Consider the following 17,031-nt stretch of genomic DNA (forward strand, 5'->3'; position numbering starts at 1 on the left):
AGCATCGTCCTCCGACCCGGACCCGCCATGCTCTCGACCCTGCTGGTCGTGCTGCCGATCTTCGCGCTGATCTTCGCCGGCTGGCTGGCCCGGCGCGTCGGCGTGCTCGGGGCCGCCGCCACCACCGAACTCAACCGGTTCGTGGTCTTCCTGGCCCTGCCGGCGCTGCTGTTCGACGTGACCGCGCACGCCCACTGGAGCACCATCTGGAAGCCCGGCTTCATCGGCGCCTTCGGACTCAGCAGCCTCGCGATCTTCGCCCTCGCCGTGCTGATCCGCGGCGGGGCGGGGCGGCCGCTGGCGGACGCCGCGGTCGACGGGCTCAACGCCGGCTACGCCAATACCGGCTTCATGGGCTTCCCGCTGGCGCTCGTCGCCTTCGGGCCGGAGGCGCTCGCGCCCACCACGGTGGCGGCGATCCTCACGGTCTGCGGCGTCTTCGCGGTGGCGATCGTGCTCATCGAGACCGGGCTGCGGCGCGAGGCGGCCGCGTCGGGGAGGGGCGGCGGGGCGCGCCGGCCCGTCTGGTGGACGGTCAGCCGCTCGCTGGTGCGCAACCCGCTGCTGGTGGCACCGGCGCTGGGCGCGCTGGTGCCGAGCGCCGGCCTCGCCGTGCCGGACGCGGTGGCCACGTTCCTGAAGCTCCTCGGCGGCGCGGCGGCGCCCTGCGCCCTGGTGGCGCTCGGCCTGTTCCTGGCCCAGCCCCGCCAGACCGGGGGCGGGCAGGGGCGCACCGCCGCGCTGCTCGTCGGCCTGAAGCTGGTGCTCCACCCGCTCCTGGCCTACGGCCTCGGCCGCTACCTGTTCGACCTGCCCCCGCTCCTGCTGCACACCGCGGTGCTCATGGCCGCCCTCCCCACCGGCACCGGGCCGTTCATGCTGGCGGAGTTCTACCGGCGCGAGGCCGACCTAACCGCCACCGTGGTGCTGGTCTCGACCGTGCTGGCCGTCGTGACGGTCTCGGCCTACCTCGCGGCGATCGCCTAGGCGGCCCGGTGATCCCGGGCTCTCCGGACGGCCGCGGCCTCACATTCGGAAACCGGGCGACCACGCTCTTGCCGCAGAGGAATCGTAACGTTTGCCCCGTAGCGTCGTGGCGCGGAACGCCGTGTCCGCGCTAGAACGATCCGACAGGCAGGGGCGGAACGACGGCGGATGGTGGGTTCGGGAGTTTCCATCGCGGGGCGGATCGCCCGCCTCGCCTGCGCGACCGGCCTGGCGCTGAGCCTCTCGGCCTGCTTCCGGCCGCTCTACGGGCCGACCGCCTCGGGGGAATCCGTCCAGGCCCTGCTCGCCTCGGTCCAGGTCGACGACGTCGCGATGGCCCAGGGCCAGGAGCGCCTCGGCCACTACCTGCGCAGCGAGCTGGTCTTCGACCTCGACGGGTCCGGCCACCCGGCGACCAAGCGCTACCGGCTGAAGCTCTCGGGCTCCGAGATCGTGCAGACCCCGATCGTCTCCTCCACCACCGGCCGCGCCGAGGCCGGCACCCTGGTGGCCAACATCAAGTACAGCCTCGAGGATATGGGCGGCACCAAGGTCTACACCGAGGGCGTCGCCACCTCGACCGCGACCTACGACCGCTCGGTGCAGCGCTTCGCCAGCCAGCGGGCGGCGCGGGACGCTGAGATCCGTCTGGCCAGCGTGCTGTCCGACCAGATCAAGAGCCGCCTCGCCGCCGTCCTCTCGACGAAGCCGTAATCCGACGTGACGGCGGTCAAGGCCGGCGAGATCGAGGGGCTGATCCGGCGCGGGCCCGATCCGCGCATCCCCGTCATCCTGGTCTTCGGGCCGGATACCGGTCTGGTGACCGAGCGGGCCCGGAAGCTCGCGGAGGATTTCGTCGACGACCCGGCCGACCCGTTCGCGCTGGTGCGGATCGACGGCGACGCCCTCGCCTCCGATCCGGGCCGGCTGTGCGACGAGGCCGGGACCCTGGGGCTGTTCGGCGGCAGGCGGTCGATCTGGGTCCGGCCCGGCACCCGCAACTACGCGCCGGCCGTCGAGGCCGTGCTGGGCGCGGCGGTCGCCGACACCCGCATCGTGGTGGAGGCCGGTGACCTCGCCAAGAACAACCCGCTCCGCACCCTCTGCGAGCGCTCGCCGAAGGCGCTCGCGATTCCCTGCTACGCCGACGACGAGCGGACCCTCTCGGACCTGATCGAGCGCACCCTCCAGGAGCGCGGCCTGCGCATCGACCGCGCCGCCCGGGAGGTCCTGGCCCGCAGCCTCGGCGGCGACCGCCGGGCGAGCCTGATGGAGATCGAGAAGCTCGCCCTCTACGCCGCGGGGGAGGGGGACAGGACCGTGACCCTCGAGCACGTGGAGGCCGTCACCAGCGACGTCGCGGCGAGCGTGCTCAACACCCTGATCGACGCCGCCTTCGACGGCCGCCGCGACGCGGTGGAGCGCGACTACCGCCGCTTCCGGCACGAGGGTCTCGACCCGGGGGTGGTGCTGAGCTCGGCGCTGCGGCATGCCCTGACGCTGCTCACCACCCGCCTCGACAATCCCGACAAGACGCCCGCCATGATGGTCGCGACGTGGCGGGGCCTGCATTTCAAGCGCAGGGCCAGCATCGAGGGCCAACTCGGCGCGTGGCCGGCCGGAACGCTCCGTCAGGCCGTGGCGGCCCTGCAGGAGGCGATCCTGGCCTGCCGGCGGGCGCAGCCCGACCTGGCCCACGCGCTGGCCTCGGCGGCCCTCCTGCGGGTCGCGGAGGCGGGTGCGCGGCGGCGGCGCTAGGGCGCCTCGTCGGGGGAGGGCGGTCGCACCGTACCCGCAGAGGAGGCGGGAAACGTTGCCACGACCGGCCGGACCGTCCTGCGCGGCAGCCGGACGACCGGCCCGGAGGGCTGGGTCCGGTTCGAGGCGATCTGTCACGGCTGGCAGGCGGTTCGCGCCGCGCGTGTCTCCGTCGAGGTGTTCCTGGACGGGCGCACATGCTCCCCGGGCGGATCGACTTCCCCGACGCGCCAAGAGGGTTCCTCTGCACGCAGGTGCCGGCCTGTCGCGGTCGCGGCGGCGAACGCCTCGTGATCGACGCCGGCGCCCCCCTCGCGGCCGCGGATCCCGACCGGCGGGCTTCCTGCGCCGCGCAGGAGGTGCGCGACCGGTCTCGCGCCACGCTGATGCTCGAAGTCGATCCCGGCCGAGTCGACCCCGGCCGAGGCGCTGCGGGGCGGGGTCCCAGCGGCGCGCCGCCGGGACCGTCCGGACCGGCCGGCCTCCCGGCTCGCCGCACTCGTGCCGGGCCTGCGACGGACCCGCCGAGGCGGCGCCTTCGTACGGAGGCGGCCTTCAGGCGTCCGAGACCTTGAACCGGTTGAGCAGCGCCTGCAGCTCGTCCTGGGTCTCGTAGCGGATGCGGATCTCGCCCGAATCGGCGTCCTTGGGCTTGTAGGAGACCGGGACGCCGAGGGCCTGGTGGATCCGCAGTTCCAGGTCGCGCACCGTCGCGGGACGCTCGGCCGAGAGGCGCGGGCGCCCGGGGCGGGGCGTCTCGGCCGGGGCTGCCTCCGCGGAGGCGATCGCCTCCACGTCCCGGACCGATAGGCTCTCGGCCACGACGCGCCGCGCCGTCGCCTCCGGATCGCGCACAGCCAGCAGCGCGCGCGCGTGGCCGGCGGTCAGCTCGCCCGCGGCGACCCGCTCCTGCACGGACAGCGGCAGGTTGAGCAGCCGGAGCGTGTTGGCGAGATGGCTGCGGCTCTTGCCAAGGATCTCGGCCAGCTCCTTCTGGGTGTACGAGAAATCCTTCATCAGGCGCTCGTAGCCGGACGCCTCCTCGATCGCGTTGAGGTCGGTGCGCTGGACGTTCTCCAGGATGGCGAATTCCAGGGAGCCGCGGTCGTCGATCTCGACCACCACCACCGGCACCTCGTCGAGGCCGGCGCGCTGGGCGGCCCGCCAGCGCCGCTCGCCGGCCACGATCTCGAAGGTCCCGGGCACGTCGCCGATCGGGCGGACCACGATCGGCTGGATGATGCCCCGCTGGCCGATCGAGGCCGCCAGCTCGGACAGCTCCGTCTCGGCGAAGCTCCGGCGCGGGTTGCGCGGGTTGGCGCGCAGGAACTCGATCGGAACCCGGCGCTGCTCCTCGGCCTTGGCCGAGGCCTTGCCGGCCTCGTTGAAGTCACCGATCAGCGCCGCGAGCCCGCGCCCCAGTCGAGGCTTCGCCCCCTCCTCCGCCATGATCGCCACCCGTGTCACGCTCCACACTCGCCCCTCGAACCGGGAGGGGGACTCAAACCCGTCAGGCCGCGGCCGGAACCCGGCCCTCGCGCTGGATCACCTCCGAGGCGAGGCGCAGGTAGGCCTGACTGCCGGCGCATTTCAGGTCGTACAGCAGCGCCGGCTTCCCGTGCGAGGGCGCCTCGGAGATCCGGACGTTGCGGGGGATCACGGTCTCGTAGACCTTGTCGCCCATGAAGCCGCGCACGTCCGCCACGACCTGGGCGGAGAGGTTGTTGCGCGGGTCGAACATCGTCAGCACGATGCCCTGGATCGTCAGCTTCGGGTTCAGGGCGCCGCGGACCTGCTCGACGGTGCGCAGCAGCTGGCTGAGGCCCTCCAGGGCGAAGAACTCGCACTGCAGCGGCACCAGCACCGCGTCGGCGGCCGCCAGCGCGTTGATGGTCAGCAGGTTGAGCGAGGGCGGGCAGTCGATCAGCACGTAGCTGATCCGGCTGAGGCTCGGCGCCTGGGTCAGGCTCTTCAGCACGCCGCGCAGCCGGTGCGCCCGGTCGGGGAGGGTGGCCAGCTCAAGCTCCAGGCCGAGGAGGTCCATGGTCGAGGGCGCCAGCGACAGCCGCGGCACGGCGGTGGGGACCACGGCCTGCGCCAGCGAGGCCTCGCCGGCCATGACCTCGTAGGTCGAGACCCGGCGCTTGGCGCGGTCGATCCCGAGACCCGTGGAGGCGTTGCCCTGCGGGTCAAGATCGACGACCAGCACGTCCTCGCCGATCGCCGCCAGGGCGGTGCCGAGGTTGATCGCCGTCGTGGTCTTGCCGACGCCGCCCTTCTGGTTGGCGAGCGCCAGAACGCGCAGAGGGCGTCGCATGGATGAATCCATGGACCTGTCGGCGGGGTCGCCGAGGATCGCTTCGCTCATCGGTGGCTCGGGGCGGCGAGGGCAGTGACGCGCACGATCCGGGCTTCGGAATCGGTCCGGCTCGGCACAAGGTCGTTAACGACTCTCCACTGCGCGCCGGCCTGGGTCAATTCGGCTTGTACGTCCCGCCCCTTCGGAAACAGGCCGGTGGTGCCCGTTTTCAACAGAGGCTCCGTCCAGGCGAGGAGCTGCGCCATCGGGGCGAGGGCGCGGGCGCAGACGACGTCGGTCCCGACGTACTCGCCGATCACCGCCTCGATCCGGGCGTTGCGCACCCGGGCCGGCGCCCCGGTGAGCCGGGCGGTCTCGGTGAGGAAGGCGCACTTGCGCGCGTTGCTCTCCACGAGATCGACCCGGACGCCGCGCTCCCGGCCGGCGATGGCCAGGATCAGGCCCGGGATGCCCGCGCCGGAGCCGAGATCGAGCCACGTGCGGGCCTCCGGCGCGAGGTCGAGGAGCTGCAGCGCGTCGTCGATGTGGCGGCTCCAGACCTCGGCCAGCGTCGCGGGACCGACGAGGTTCTTGATCGGTTGCCAGCGCCGCAGCTGCGCCACGTAGAGGTCGAGCCGCTCCGCTGTTTCACGTGAAACACCGGCCGCAGCCAGGATACGGGCGCGATCCGGATCGCTCATGCCGGGAGCCGGTCCGCGGGGGCCGACGCAGCGCGGGCCCCGCGCCGCGCGTGGGCGGCCAGCAGGGTGAGGGCGGCCGGCGTCACGCCCTCGATCCGCGCCGCCTGTCCGAGGGTCCCGGGGCGCACCGTCTCGAGCTTCACCCGCATCTCGTTCGAGAGGCCGCTGATCGCCGCGTAGTCCAGCCCCGCCGGCAGGCGCACGGCCTCGTCCCGGCGGAAGGCCGCGATGTCGGCGTCCTGCCGGTCGAGATAGACTGCGTAGGTCGCGTCGGTCTTCATCCGGTCGGCGATCCGCGGGGCGACCTCGGCGAGGTCCGGCCACACCGCCGCCAGGTCGGACCAGCCGATCTCCGGGTAGGCGAGGAGCTGGAAGCCGGTGCGGCGGATGCCGTCGCGGTTCAGGACGATCCCGTGGGCCGTGGCCTGGCTCGGCGTCAGGCTCACCGCGTCGAGGCGGGCGCGCGCCGCGTCGAGCGCCGCCTGCCCGGCCGCGAAATGGGCCGCCCTGTGTCCTCCGACGCAGCCCAGCGCGATCCCGCGCGGCGTCAGCCGGGCGTCGGCGTTGTCGACCCGCAGGGACAGCCGGTACTCCGAGCGCGAGGTGAACATCCGGTACGGCTCGCTGACTCCCTGGGTCACGAGGTCGTCGATCATCACGCCGAGATACGACTCGGCCCGGTCGAAGCCCGCGATGCCGAGGCCGCCCGCGTGCCGGGCGGCGTTGAGGCCGGCCACCAGCCCCTGGCCGGCGGCCTCCTCGTAGCCCGTCGTGCCGTTGATCTGGCCGGCCAGGAACAGGCCCGGCAGGCTCTTCACCTGGAGGCCGACGTCGAGTTCCCGGGGGTCCACGTAATCGTACTCGATGGCGTAGCCCGGCCTCAGGATCGCGGCCGGCTCCAGCCCGGGGATCAGGCGGACGAGATCGCGCTGCACCTCTTCCGGCAGCGCCGTGGAGATGCCGTTCGGGTAGATCGTCGGGTCGTCGAGACCTTCGGGCTCCAGGAAGATCTGGTGGCCCTCCCGGTCGCCGAAGCGCACGACCTTGTCCTCGATCGACGGGCAGTAGCGCGGGCCCCGGCTGGCGATGCCGCCGGAATACATCGGCGAGCGGTGCAGGTTGGCGCGGATCAGGTCGTGGACGGCCCGGCTCGTCCGGGTGATGCCGCAGCGGATCTGCGGCGTCGTGATCCGCTCGGTCAGCGTCGAGAACGGCACCGGCTCGGCGTCGGCCTCCTGCATCTCCAGGCCGGACCAGTCGATGGTCCGCCCGTCGAGGCGCGGGGGCGTGCCGGTCTTCAGGCGCCCGAGGCGCAGGCCGATCCGGTCGAGGGTCCGCGCCAGCCCGACCGCCGGCGCCTCGCCGACGCGGCCCGCCGGGATCTGCCGCTCGCCGATATGGATCAGGCCGCGCAGGAAGGTGCCGGTGGTCAGCACAACCGCGCCGCAGGCGAGGGTCCGGCCGTCGGCCAGGACGAGGCCACGGAGGCGCCCCTCGGCGTCGAAGGCCAGGTCCTCGCAGGCGCCGGCGATGACCGTCAGCCCCTCGGTCCCGGCCACGGCCGCCTGCATGGCGGCCGCGTAGAGCTTGCGGTCGGCCTGGGTCCGGGGGCCGCGCACCGCGGGTCCCTTGCGGCGGTTGAGCAGGCGGAACTGGATGCCGGCCGCGTCGGCGACCCGGCCCATCAGCCCGTCCAGGGCATCGACCTCGCGGACGAGGTGGCCCTTGCCGAGGCCGCCGATCGCCGGGTTGCAGGACATCGCCCCGATCGTCGCCGGATCGTGGGTGACCAGCGCGGTGCGCGCGCCGCAGCGCGCCGCGGCGGCGGCGGCCTCGACGCCGGCATGGCCGCCGCCGACGACCGCGACGTCGAACCGGGCGGAGGAGGGGGTGAGCATCGGGTACCGAGCAGCCTTTCGCGGACATCCCGCCGCGGGTGCGAGGAGCGCCCCGGGCCGTGCACGGCGGGTGGGCGCGGGACCGGCGGATCTGCCGGGAGGTCTAAGCGCGCGAAGGCGGGCGGGTCAACGCGTCCCGCCCGCCGCAACGACGCCCCCTTCGCCGGCGCCAGCGGCTCCTCTGAATGCGGTATTCAGAACGCCCGCCGCGCGAAGATCTGTCGTTCCCGCGCCCATTGCTGTCGCGGATCCCGCGAGGACTTGGGCGTCGCGCCTTGTCAGCCGCTGCGGACCGTGCAAATCTTGCGCCGTGACGCGATCCTGTGCGGACAACGCCGTCCGGCAGGCCCACGAGAGGGACCGTTTTCGCCGCGCCGCGGAGCGACGCGCGAGGAGGAGACTCGAGATGTCGTCGCTGACAATCGGCCTGGGCGCCGCCTGTTGCGCGGCCGGCGCCGCCGCCCATTTCCTCGACCGCACCCGGCGCAAGGAAGGCCTGTTCGGCCTCGCGGGCTTCGCCCTGCTCCTGACCGGCATGTTCCTGAGCCGCTCCTGAGGGGGGCCCGGAAGCGCATCGTCTCGGGCCAGGCTTCCCTGCCGAGCGTCGCGCCGGCCGGGAGGACCGCACCGTGCGCGCGGACGGCCGCACGGTGCCTCCCGCGGCCCGCGAACGCGGGACGCCGAGCCGGCTCAGCCGGTCATGGCCGTCGCGGTGTAGCCGGCCTTGGTCAGGGCCTCGGCGATGGTCAGCGCCTGCGCGTCGGTGCGGATCGCCACGCGCGCGGCGTCCCGGTCGACCTGCACGTCGGCCGCGGGATCGATTCGTTTCACCGTGCGGGTCACCGCGGCGGCGCAGCCGTCGCAGGTCATGCCCTCGACCCGCATCAGCAGGTCGGCGCGCGTCTCGTCCATCGGGGCCTCCATAACCGCTTCCCCGGGATGTCGGGGCCCGGCGGGGCCGGCGCAAGCCAGGTGTCGGCTCAGAACAGCGCCGGCATGCGGAAGGCGTAATCGATGCGCAGGCCGAACTGATACTGGTTGGGGTTGCCGAACGGGCGCCGCACCAGCGGGCTGTCGCCGGAGGCGCCCAGGATCCGGGTGTAGCCGGCATAGGCCGTGTAGGCCCAGGTCTCGCTCTGCGTGTAGGTCACGCCGCCGAGCACGCCGGCCGAGTAGAAGCTGCGCGGATCGTAGGGGGTGACGCGCCCGTTCAGCGCCGCCTCGATCGGCGAGACACCGAAGTACTTCCGGGCGTAGCTGGCATCGCCGACATTGAGGCGCGGCCCGATGGAGAACAGGAACTTCTCCGCCGGGATCAGGTAGTCGGCCGCCACCGAGCCGACCGTTCCGTGGTGCCCGTAGACGCCCTGGCGCAGCTCGACGCGGGTCCGGATGAACGAGACCGGGTAGAACTCCGCGAACACGCCGGGCTCCACGGCGAAGCGGGCGTCGCGGAAACCGTACAGGTGGCGCCGGTCGTCGCCGTAGTAGCGCCCCGGCACGAAGCGCGCGGTCGGGCCAACGCGGAACGACTCGGTGTCGAAGAGCGAGAAGCTGAACCCGTCATCCGGCGTCGAGAAGCGGCGCGGCTCGCCGACCCGGCGGATGTCGATCGACGGGTAACCGACGGCCGTGTAGTCGCTCGCGCCCGGATAGCGCGGGACGGCCTGGATCGAGCCGCTCAGCGTGACGATCCAAGTGTTGGGATCGACCATCGCGAAGGTCGGCGTGGTGCGCGGAAGATCCGCGCCGAGATCCGCGGCCCGCGGCGCCGTCGTGCCGAGGGTCGCGAGGAGCGCGCCGGCGCCGAGAACGGCGCGAAATCGGGGAGTACGCGGGGGGGCGAGCGTCATGGCCACGCTTTATGATCCTTTTTCATCCCGTCCGCATTCGCAAGCCGCGCAACCCTCCCCGGATCGCCCCGCAATCGGGTCCGCCGTGATGAATCCGCAACGTTCCAGCGGGCGCGGGCGTCACACCGCCCGGAATTAACAGGTGGCGACGCGCCATCGCGGTCCCTGAGCCTTGCCGGGCGGGGTGCGGGCGGCCAATGATCCTGCGATTCGGTTCGCGCCCGGTGGGGATCGCTCGGGATGTCCCCCGGCGACCGGCGCGCGTTCCTGGCAGGTGTTCAGACGATGGTCCCGGTCCTCGGCCGGTACGCGGGGCTGCTGACGGTCGGCCTTCTCGGGCTCGTCGTTCTCGGGCCGCTCGCGGTGTTCCTGCCGCTCTGGAGTGCTCTGACGCTCGGCGCCGCGGCCTCCCTGGCGGGCGGTCTCGCCCTGACCCGTATCGCCACCCTCAAGGCGCGCTGCGAGAAGCTGTCCGGCGAGGTCGATCTGCTGTCCCGGCGCCTGCTCAAGGTCGAGACGGCGGCCGCGACCGCGGCGGCCCAGCCGCGGCCCGAGACCGCCGAGGCCGCCCTGCGCGCCCAGATCGAGGAACTGACCGTCGAGTTCGGGCTCCTCAGCGGGATCGTCCGCGACCTCACCACGGTCGTGAGCGCCCAAGATGCCGAGATCGCGGGCCTCAAAGCGAGGCCGGAAATCGCGCCCGAGATCAGGCCCGCGATCGAGCCCGCGATCGCACCCGCCGAGGCGCCCCGGCCCCTGCCCGCGGTGCCCGGCGCAGCCCTTCCGGATGCCGCAGCGGCCCCGTCGCCGCAGCCCGTGCCGGTACCGCCTCCGCAGATTCAGGCCGCCCCGCTCGAGCAAGTCCCGCCCCGGTCTCAGCTCGCCCCGGCCTCGGCCCTGTCCGTCCCGGCGCGGCCGATTCCGCCGCGGCCGATCCCGCCCCGGCCCGCAATCCCCCCCGCGGACGAGGGCGCGATCGTCGCGGCCTTCGAGGGGGACGGTCTGGAGATCCACCTGCAGCCGGTGGTCACCCTGCCGCAGCGCAAGGTGGTGGCCTACGAGGCGCTTGCCCGGCTGCGGATCGGCGGCCCCGGCGCGCCGCCGGCCGAGCCCGAGGTTTTCCTGCCGGTGCTGGAGCGCTACGGGCGCACCACCGAGCTCGACCGCCGCATGCTGCAGCGGGCCACGATCGTGGCGCGCCACCTCGCCCGGCGCGGCAGCGAGACCCTCCTGACCTACGGGCTGTCGCCGCTGTCGCTGTTCGAGCCCGGCCTCCTGCGCGAGCTGGCCCGCACGGCCGCCGACGATCCGGCCCTGGCCGGCCTGACCATCGCGCTGCCGCAGGAGAGCTGGCGCCGTCTCGATGCCGGCCAGCGGGGCCTGCTCGCGCCCCTGCAGGGCCGGATCGGGTTCAGCCTCGACCGCCCGGACGACCTCCGCTTCGACGCCGCCGAACTCGCGGCGCTCGGCATCGGGCAGGTCAAGGTGCCGGCGGAGATGCTGCTCCGGCCCGGCGCGGGCCGCAGCAGCCTGTCGGACATCGCCCTGGAGGACACCGCGCCGGCCCTGGCCCGGGCCGGGATCCGCGTCGTCGCCACGGGCGTCGCCGACGAGGCCGACGTCCCGGACCTGATCGACCTCGACGTACCGTTCGCGCAGGGGACGGCCTTCGCGGCCCCGCGCCCGGTGCGCGCGGAGGTCCTGGCGACCCCGCCGGCCGAGGATCCGACGCCTCCGCCGGAGCCGGAGCGGCGCCCGTTCCGGTCGGTCCTGCGCAGGGCCGTGTGAGAGCCCGTGTGAGGGGCCGTGCCCGGGCACGCTGCCGGGCCGGCGGTCCCCGTCACCAGTAGATCTGCAGGCGCGCGATCACCGTGTCGACCGTGAACGGGCGGGTACCCAGCGTCTCGGCCTGGGCCACCCCCGGCTGCACGCGCCCGTGCACGACGTTCCCGATCAACCGGAGGTTGGGTTCGGGATACCAGCTCAGACCGAGGGTCACGTCCTGCTCCATGCCCCCGCGGAAGCCCCGCGCGTCCAGGTCGACGGCGCTGTAGCGCACCGCCAGCTCGAACACCCCGATCCCGCCCCGGGAGAGTCGTTGCGCCTCCGGAACAGCCACGCCCCGGAAGGTCGCGTAGGTGGTGCCGCTCTGCGGCGTCAGCGCGTAGGCGCGGCCCTCGCCGTTGAGCACCAGGGCCGCCTCGACGTAGCCGCCCTGGAAATCGAGCGCGGTGCCGGGTTGGCCGGGACCGCGGAACGGCTGCAACGCGGCCCGGATGTACTCGGCCTGCAGCAGGAACGGGCCGCGGCGATAGGCCAGCTCGGCGCCGAGGCGCGACACGCTGGCGGCGTCGGGGAGGTCGCCCGTATCCACCAGGGGGCGCTCGAACAGGAAGGCGCCGGCGGGGCTGGAGAAGCTGAAGGCCCCGTCCGACCGGGACCGGCTGCGGAAGACCCCGGCGAGACCGAGATGCAGGGTCTCGTCCCCTTCCATGATCGGCGCGACGGTGGCGCGGGCCGCCACCGCGACACCGTCCCCGTCGATGCCGCTGCTGGCGGCGTTGCCGAAGACGCCGACCACCGCGGTCCAGGCCGCCCCGTGGTGCCCGGCGGCGAAGCCGAACCGGCGCTCCGGCACGAGGGCGTTGGCCACCGAGCGCTCGGCGAACAGCGTGTCGTTGTTGCTCTGCAGCCATTCCAGGCTGAAGGGCTCCTTCATGTTGCCGAGCGTCAGGATCGTGTCCGGCAGCCCCTTCCAGGCGACCAGCGCGTCGTTGATCGGCAGCATCGGGTCGGCGAAATCGTACTGGAAGGCGATCACCCAGTCGCGGCCGATCGTGAGCGTCGGCTCGATCCAGGCCCGGCGCACGGCGACGTTGTCGGGGAAGGCCTCGGGCAGGTCCGGCCGGCCGAAACCCGCCGCGCCGCCGTCGATGTGCAGCCGCCCGCCGATCCGGAGCTTCACGTCGGGCTCGGGGAAGGTGAGCGTCAACCCCTTCGCGTCGTAGCGCAGGCGCTCGCCGTAGGGGCCGGCCATCCCCTCGAACGCGTCCTCGCCGGCGCCGGCGGGGCCCGCCAGGGCGAGGGACACGGCCAGGATGGCCGGTGCGGTGCGCGTTCCGATCACGCGACCAGCAGAGAGCAGGTCGGCCGGGCGGCGCCAATCACCTGGCGCAGTTGAAGCCGGAAATCCGCGCGTCGTGGCCCGGCGGCCACGACCGTCGGCGGTCGGACCGGCACCGGCCTAGACAGCGCGATTGTCGATCAGCCGGGTCCGGCCCAGGAAGGCCGCGGCGATGACGCGGGCCGGGCCGTCGACCCGCTCCACCGGCACCAGGGTCCGGGCGTCGCAGACCGCGAGGTACTGGACGCGGAACCCCGCCGCCTCCAGCGCCGCCCGCCCGGCGGCGATCCGGCCGGCCACCGGGGTGCCGTTGCGGGAGGCGGAGGCGATCTCGGCCAGGACGGCCTGGAGCTTCGGGGCGACGGCGCGCTCCTCGGCCGAGAGGTAGCGGTTGCGCGACGACAGCGCGAGGCCGTCGGGCTCGCGCACGGTCGGCACGCCGCGGATCTCCACCGCGAGGTCGAGATCCGCCGCTACCTGCTGGAGCACGCGGAGCTGCTGGAAGTCCTTCTCGCCGAACAGGGCGACGTCCGGCCGGACCTGGTTGAGGAGCTTGGTCACCACCGTGGCGACGCCGGCGAAATGGCCGGGCCGGAACGGCCCGCACAGCCCCTCGGTCAGGCCCGCGACCTCGATCCGGGTGGCGAAGCCCGGCGGGTACATGGTCTCGGCGCCGGGCGTCCAGGCGGCGTCCGCGCCGGCCCCCGCCAGCAGGGCCAGATCCGCGTCGAGGTCGCGGGGGTAGCGGGCGAAATCCTCGTTCGGGCCGAACTGGGTCGGATTGACGAAGATGCTGGCCACGGTCCGGCGGCCGATCCGCCGCGCCTCGGCCACGAGGGCGAGGTGCCCGTCGTGCAGGGCGCCCATGGTCGGGATCAGGACGACGCGCTCGCCCGCCGCGCGCCACGCGGCCACGCATCCGCGCAGGGCTGCGAGGTCGCGGAAGGACTGGAAGGTCGACTCGGACACGGCACGGGCTCCGGGGGAGGGCAGGGCCGGTCTAGAGCATGATGCCGGGCGGTGGAATCCGGCAGTCGACGCCGGACCGAGTCGTCGCGATCGGCGTCAGGGGCAGTAGGGCAGGAGGGAGCGCCCGAAGGGGTCGTCCACGCCCAGCGGCGGCGTGAAGCCGTAATAGCTCGGATGCCCCAGGCCGTACTCGGAGCCGACGTAGCTCGGATCGTCCGGGGCGTTGGTCGGCACGGGCACCCGCCGGGGCGTGCAGCCCACCGGCACGCGACGGGACCGGACCGCGTAGACCGGCCGACGGTCGAGGCCGTCGTTGCGCGGGAAGAAGCGGGGGCTGCCGCCCACGCCCGCCTCGGCGCCGTAGCGGAGGTCGAGATCGGCCGCCCGGCCCGGTGCCGCGAGCAGCAGGACGAGTCCGAGCGCCGTCACCGCCCTGCGCGCCGTCTCCCGCATGCCGCCCCTGCGCCGCCTTCGTCTCTGTCGGAAGGCGACACCGTGCGACGGCAGGGTAAACGAGTGATTACCGCGGGATCACGTCAGCGGCACGACGAGGGCGTCCAGGACGGCGGCGAGATCGCCCTCGGTCAGCCGGATCTGCAAGCCGCGGCCGCCGCCGTTGACGTGGATCTCGGCCGCCGGCTCGGTCAGGGATCCGGCGTCGATCGCGGTCGGGAAGGACCGCTTCTGTCCGAGCGGGCTGATCCCGCCGACATGGTAGCCGGTCAGCCGCTCGGCATCGGCCGGCTTGAGCATGGACGCGGCCTTGCCCGAGAAGGCGGCGGCGACCCGCTTCATCGACACCTCCCTGTCGGAGGCCACGAGCAGGCAGACTGTCCGTCCGTCCACCGACGCCATCAGGGTCTTCAGCACGCGTCCCGGGTCCACCCCGAGCGCCTCCGCGGCCTGCAGGCCGATGCGCGGCGCGTCCGGATCGTACGCGTAGACGTGGAGGCTGTACCGGATGCCGGCCTTGTCGAGGGCGAGCGTCGCGCGGGTCGTCTTGGAAGGTGTCTTGTTGGGTGTCTTGGCGGCTGTCTTCATGGTTCGTCCGGTCAGGTCGAATGGGCGCGCGCGGCGATGAGGCGGCCTATCTCCGCGTAGGCCGCCGCGCAGGTGTCGGGGGAGGCGGTCGATTCCGTGACGTAGACCGCCGCGAGGATCGGCGCGCGCCCCGGCGGCCGGAGGATCGCCACGTCGTTGACGGTGCCGTTGTCGCCGCTCCCGGTCTTGTCGCCCGCGATCCAGTCGGGCGGCAGGCCGGCTCGCAGGCGCTTCCGGCCGGTCTCGCAGGCGACCATCCAGGCCTCCAGCCGGGCGCGCGAGGCCGCCGACAGGACGGTTCCGAGGAGGACACGGCCCAGGGTCGCCAGCATGGCGTCCGGCGTGGTCGTGTCGCGCGGGTCGCCGGGCAGCGCGGTGTTGAGGGTCGGCTCGGTCCGGTCGAGGCGGGTGACGGGATCGCCGGTGGTCCGCAGCCACGCGGTCAGCGCCTCGGGGCCGCCGAGATCCGCCAGGAGCAGGTTGGCGGCCGTGTTGTCGCTCCAGATCAGCGTGGCCGCGCACAGGTCCGCGACGCTCATCCGCCCGGTCCCGGCGCCGGCCTCCAGCGCCTTCCGGGTCACGGGCGCGTAGCTCAGCAGGTCCCCGGCCCCGTAGCTGACGACCCGGTCGACGGTCTCGCGGCCGGCATCGACCCGCGCCAGGACCGCCGCCACCGCCAGCGCCTTGAAGGTGCTGCACATCGGGAAGCGCGCGTCGGCGCGGTAGGCGGCGAGGACGCGGTCCGCCGAGGCGGCCGCGATCCCGAGGCGGCCGCCGAGCCGGCGCTCGATGGCGGCCCAGTCCGGCTCGGCCTCCGCGGCGCGCGCGGACAGGACCGGGGACGCGGGGAGGGCGGCGGCGAGGGGCGCGGCGAGCAGGCCGAGGCCGACGGCGCGGCGGGTCCAGACGATCATGGCGCATCCCCGTTCGAGTTCGCGACGGCGCAAGCGGGTGCGGCGCGTCGGCGCCGGGATGGTATAGGGCGGCCGCGATTGTTTCACGTGAAACTCAGCCCCTCGCGCGGCCCTGTGGGACCATGACCGACACCGAAACGCTCTTCGCGCCGGCCAGCGGCTTCGGCCGGGCCGCCGTCGCGGTGATCCGCATCAGCGGCCCGGCCGCGCGCGACGCGCTCGTCGCCCTGGGCGGACGCCTGCCGCCGCCCCGCCGGCTGTCGCTGCGGAGCCTTCGGGATCCCCACGACGGTACCGAGCTCGACCGGGCGCTGGTGGCGTGGTTTCCCGGGCCCGACACCTACAGCGGCGAGGATATGGGCGAGCTGCACCTGCACGGCGGCACGGCCGTGCGGATGCGCGTCCTCGCCACCCTCGCCCGCCTCCCGGGCTGTCGGGCCGCCGAGCCTGGGGCTTTCACCCGGCGGGCCGTCCTCAACGGGCGGATGGATCTCGCCGAGGCGGAGGCCGTCGCCGACCTGATCGACGCGGAGACCGAGGGCCAGCGCCGGCAGGCCCTGCGCCAGCTCGACGGCGCGCTCAGCCGGCAGGTGGCCGCGTGGCGCGCGGAGGCGATCGACTGCCTCGCCGCCGCGGAGGCCGCGCTGGACTTCGCCGACGAGGGGGACGTGGATGATGCCGGGCTCGACGCGGCGCTGCTCGACCGCGCCGCCCGCCTGCGCGACGCGATCGCCGCGGCACTGCGCGACGGCCAGCGCGGCGAGCGTCTGCGTGACGGGTTCACGGTGGTGCTGGCGGGGGCTCCCAACAGCGGGAAATCGACCCTGCTGAACGCGCTGAGCCGACGGGACGTGGCCATCGTGTCGGAGAGCCCGGGGACGACCCGCGACGCCATCGAAGTGCGGCTCGACCTCGGCGGCCTGCCGGTCCTGCTGGTCGACACGGCCGGGCTCCGCGAGACCGCGGAGCCGATCGAGGCAGCGGGGATCGTGCGGACGCGGGCGCGGATCGACACGGCCGATCTGGTGGTCGCCCTTGTGCCCCCTGGCGGCGCGGTCCCGGATCTCGGGCCGGCGCGGGGCCCGGTCCTGACCGTGCGTACCAAAGCCGATCTTTTTGCCGGCTCAGAACAGGAGGGTGATCCGGTGGACGTGACGGTCTCGGCCCATACCGGCGCCGGCATGGGCGCCCTGCTCGATGCCATCCAGGCCGCGGCCGAGGACGGTCTCGGCACCGGCGACGCGCTGATCACCCGCGCCCGGCACAGGGCCGCGCTGGAGGCCTGCCTAGGCCATCTCGACCGCGTCTCGGGGAGTGCCGGCGGTCTCCCGGAGCTGGCCGCGGAGGATCTGCGGCTCGCGGTGCGGGCGCTCGGCGCGGTCGCGGGCCATGTCGGCGTCGAGGACGTCCTCGACCGGCTGTTCAGCGGGTTCTGCATCGGGAAATAGATTTAAAGCCGGCAACCAATCGGGCTGGAATCGAGCCCG

Annotated in this window: 17 protein-coding genes; 6 read left to right on the forward strand and 11 right to left on the reverse strand. The window is 73.8% G+C overall.

What is annotated here, in order from left to right:
• Positions 1 to 27: 27 nt before the first annotated feature.
• The 3 genes from BLW78_RS24785 to holA all read left to right on the forward strand — a co-directional run bounded on the left by BLW78_RS24785 (position 28) and on the right by holA (position 2,745).
• Positions 28 to 987, forward strand: a complete 960-nt coding sequence (locus BLW78_RS24785; RefSeq protein ID WP_020094289.1) for an AEC family transporter — start codon at positions 28 to 30, stop codon at positions 985 to 987.
• A gap of 168 nt (positions 988 to 1,155) precedes the next feature.
• Positions 1,156 to 1,701, forward strand: a complete 546-nt coding sequence (gene lptE / locus BLW78_RS24790; protein WP_056533523.1) for an LPS assembly lipoprotein LptE — start codon at positions 1,156 to 1,158, stop codon at positions 1,699 to 1,701.
• A gap of 6 nt (positions 1,702 to 1,707) precedes the next feature.
• Positions 1,708 to 2,745 (forward strand): DNA polymerase III subunit delta, encoded by a 1,038-nt coding sequence (gene holA, locus BLW78_RS24795; RefSeq protein ID WP_091682697.1) that lies wholly within the window; start codon positions 1,708 to 1,710, stop codon positions 2,743 to 2,745.
• Between the two features lie 555 nt (positions 2,746 to 3,300).
• On the opposite strand, the gene BLW78_RS24800 is transcribed toward holA, so the two are convergent.
• The 4 genes from BLW78_RS24800 to mnmG all read right to left on the reverse strand — a co-directional run bounded on the left by BLW78_RS24800 (position 3,301) and on the right by mnmG (position 7,643).
• On the reverse strand, positions 3,301 to 4,194 hold the full coding sequence (locus tag BLW78_RS24800) for a ParB/RepB/Spo0J family partition protein (RefSeq protein WP_091682756.1): 894 nt from the start codon (positions 4,192 to 4,194) through the stop codon (positions 3,301 to 3,303).
• 61 nt (positions 4,195 to 4,255) lie between these two features.
• Positions 4,256 to 5,113, reverse strand: a complete 858-nt coding sequence (locus tag BLW78_RS24805; protein ID WP_020094293.1) for a ParA family protein — start codon at positions 5,111 to 5,113, stop codon at positions 4,256 to 4,258.
• On the reverse strand, positions 5,110 to 5,745 hold the full coding sequence (gene rsmG, locus BLW78_RS24810; protein WP_091682698.1) for a 16S rRNA (guanine(527)-N(7))-methyltransferase RsmG: 636 nt from the start codon (positions 5,743 to 5,745) through the stop codon (positions 5,110 to 5,112). Before rsmG ends, BLW78_RS24805 begins: the two co-directional genes overlap by 4 nt.
• Positions 5,742 to 7,643, reverse strand: coding sequence for a tRNA uridine-5-carboxymethylaminomethyl(34) synthesis enzyme MnmG (gene mnmG / locus BLW78_RS24815; protein WP_091682700.1), 1,902 nt, complete (start codon positions 7,641 to 7,643; stop codon positions 5,742 to 5,744). The genes rsmG and mnmG overlap by 4 nt, the downstream gene beginning before the upstream one ends.
• Positions 7,644 to 8,049: 406 nt before the next feature.
• Here mnmG and BLW78_RS31515 point away from each other — a divergent pair, with 406 nt between their 5' ends.
• Positions 8,050 to 8,199, forward strand: a complete 150-nt coding sequence (locus BLW78_RS31515; RefSeq protein ID WP_020094296.1) for a hypothetical protein — start codon at positions 8,050 to 8,052, stop codon at positions 8,197 to 8,199.
• A gap of 134 nt (positions 8,200 to 8,333) precedes the next feature.
• Here BLW78_RS31515 and BLW78_RS24820 read toward each other — a convergent pair whose 3' ends face one another.
• Entirely contained in the window at positions 8,334 to 8,555 is a 222-nt protein-coding gene (locus tag BLW78_RS24820; protein WP_026605107.1) for a heavy-metal-associated domain-containing protein, read from the reverse strand.
• 68 nt (positions 8,556 to 8,623) lie between these two features.
• On the reverse strand, positions 8,624 to 9,496 hold the full coding sequence (locus BLW78_RS24825) for a MipA/OmpV family protein (protein WP_244527045.1): 873 nt from the start codon (positions 9,494 to 9,496) through the stop codon (positions 8,624 to 8,626).
• Positions 9,497 to 9,736: 240 nt separating this feature from the next.
• On the opposite strand from BLW78_RS24825, the gene BLW78_RS24830 reads away from it, so the two are divergent.
• A complete protein-coding gene (locus tag BLW78_RS24830; RefSeq protein WP_091682704.1) occupies positions 9,737 to 11,284 on the forward strand; it encodes an EAL domain-containing protein in 1,548 nt (515 codons plus the stop codon).
• Positions 11,285 to 11,336: 52 nt separating this feature from the next.
• Here the strand turns inward: BLW78_RS24830 and BLW78_RS24835 are convergent, their stop codons facing one another.
• The 5 genes from BLW78_RS24835 to bla all read right to left on the reverse strand — a co-directional run bounded on the left by BLW78_RS24835 (position 11,337) and on the right by bla (position 15,544).
• On the reverse strand, positions 11,337 to 12,623 hold the full coding sequence (locus tag BLW78_RS24835) for an OprO/OprP family phosphate-selective porin (protein ID WP_091682706.1): 1,287 nt from the start codon (positions 12,621 to 12,623) through the stop codon (positions 11,337 to 11,339).
• 117 nt (positions 12,624 to 12,740) lie between these two features.
• The gene (gene panC, locus BLW78_RS24840; protein ID WP_056533511.1) at positions 12,741 to 13,589 is read right to left on the reverse strand and encodes a pantoate--beta-alanine ligase; all 849 of its coding nucleotides are present in this window, start codon (positions 13,587 to 13,589) and stop codon (positions 12,741 to 12,743) included.
• Positions 13,590 to 13,685: 96 nt separating this feature from the next.
• Positions 13,686 to 14,042: a hypothetical protein gene (locus BLW78_RS24845; protein WP_091682708.1), complete on the reverse strand. Its 357-nt coding sequence runs from the start codon at positions 14,040 to 14,042 to the stop codon at positions 13,686 to 13,688.
• A gap of 78 nt (positions 14,043 to 14,120) precedes the next feature.
• Positions 14,121 to 14,630, reverse strand: coding sequence for an aminoacyl-tRNA deacylase (locus BLW78_RS24850; protein ID WP_091682710.1), 510 nt, complete (start codon positions 14,628 to 14,630; stop codon positions 14,121 to 14,123).
• Positions 14,631 to 14,641: 11 nt separating this feature from the next.
• Positions 14,642 to 15,544 carry a class A beta-lactamase gene (gene bla / locus BLW78_RS24855; protein ID WP_091682711.1) on the reverse strand — a complete coding sequence of 301 codons (903 nt, stop codon included), beginning with the start codon at positions 15,542 to 15,544 and terminating at the stop codon, positions 14,642 to 14,644.
• A gap of 122 nt (positions 15,545 to 15,666) precedes the next feature.
• Between bla and mnmE the strand changes: the two genes are divergently transcribed.
• A complete protein-coding gene (mnmE, locus tag BLW78_RS24860) occupies positions 15,667 to 16,992 on the forward strand; it encodes a tRNA uridine-5-carboxymethylaminomethyl(34) synthesis GTPase MnmE (protein ID WP_091682713.1) in 1,326 nt (441 codons plus the stop codon).
• Positions 16,993 to 17,031: the final 39 nt, after the last annotated feature.

The sequence above is a fragment of the Methylobacterium sp. 275MFSha3.1 genome, from assembly GCF_900108435.1.
Taxonomy (GTDB): domain Bacteria; phylum Pseudomonadota; class Alphaproteobacteria; order Rhizobiales; family Beijerinckiaceae; genus Methylobacterium.

Coding starts and splice junctions, on each gene's coding strand:
- BLW78_RS24825 (WP_244527045.1), bottom strand. CDS start 9,496: ATGACGCTCGCCCCCCCGCGTACTCCCCGATTTCGCGCCGTTCTCGGC.
- BLW78_RS31515 (WP_020094296.1), top strand. CDS start 8,050: ATGTCGTCGCTGACAATCGGCCTGGGCGCCGCCTGTTGCGCGGCCGGC.
- mnmG (WP_091682700.1), bottom strand. CDS start 7,643: ATGCTCACCCCCTCCTCCGCCCGGTTCGACGTCGCGGTCGTCGGCGGC.
- BLW78_RS24830 (WP_091682704.1), top strand. CDS start 9,737: ATGTCCCCCGGCGACCGGCGCGCGTTCCTGGCAGGTGTTCAGACGATG.
- BLW78_RS24820 (WP_026605107.1), bottom strand. CDS start 8,555: ATGGACGAGACGCGCGCCGACCTGCTGATGCGGGTCGAGGGCATGACC.
- BLW78_RS24850 (WP_091682710.1), bottom strand. CDS start 14,630: ATGAAGACAGCCGCCAAGACACCCAACAAGACACCTTCCAAGACGACC.
- mnmE (WP_091682713.1), top strand. CDS start 15,667: ATGACCGACACCGAAACGCTCTTCGCGCCGGCCAGCGGCTTCGGCCGG.
- bla (WP_091682711.1), bottom strand. CDS start 15,544: ATGATCGTCTGGACCCGCCGCGCCGTCGGCCTCGGCCTGCTCGCCGCG.
- BLW78_RS24845 (WP_091682708.1), bottom strand. CDS start 14,042: ATGCGGGAGACGGCGCGCAGGGCGGTGACGGCGCTCGGACTCGTCCTG.
- BLW78_RS24800 (WP_091682756.1), bottom strand. CDS start 4,194: ATGGCGGAGGAGGGGGCGAAGCCTCGACTGGGGCGCGGGCTCGCGGCG.
- BLW78_RS24805 (WP_020094293.1), bottom strand. CDS start 5,113: ATGAGCGAAGCGATCCTCGGCGACCCCGCCGACAGGTCCATGGATTCA.
- BLW78_RS24785 (WP_020094289.1), top strand. CDS start 28: ATGCTCTCGACCCTGCTGGTCGTGCTGCCGATCTTCGCGCTGATCTTC.
- rsmG (WP_091682698.1), bottom strand. CDS start 5,745: ATGAGCGATCCGGATCGCGCCCGTATCCTGGCTGCGGCCGGTGTTTCA.
- lptE (WP_056533523.1), top strand. CDS start 1,156: ATGGTGGGTTCGGGAGTTTCCATCGCGGGGCGGATCGCCCGCCTCGCC.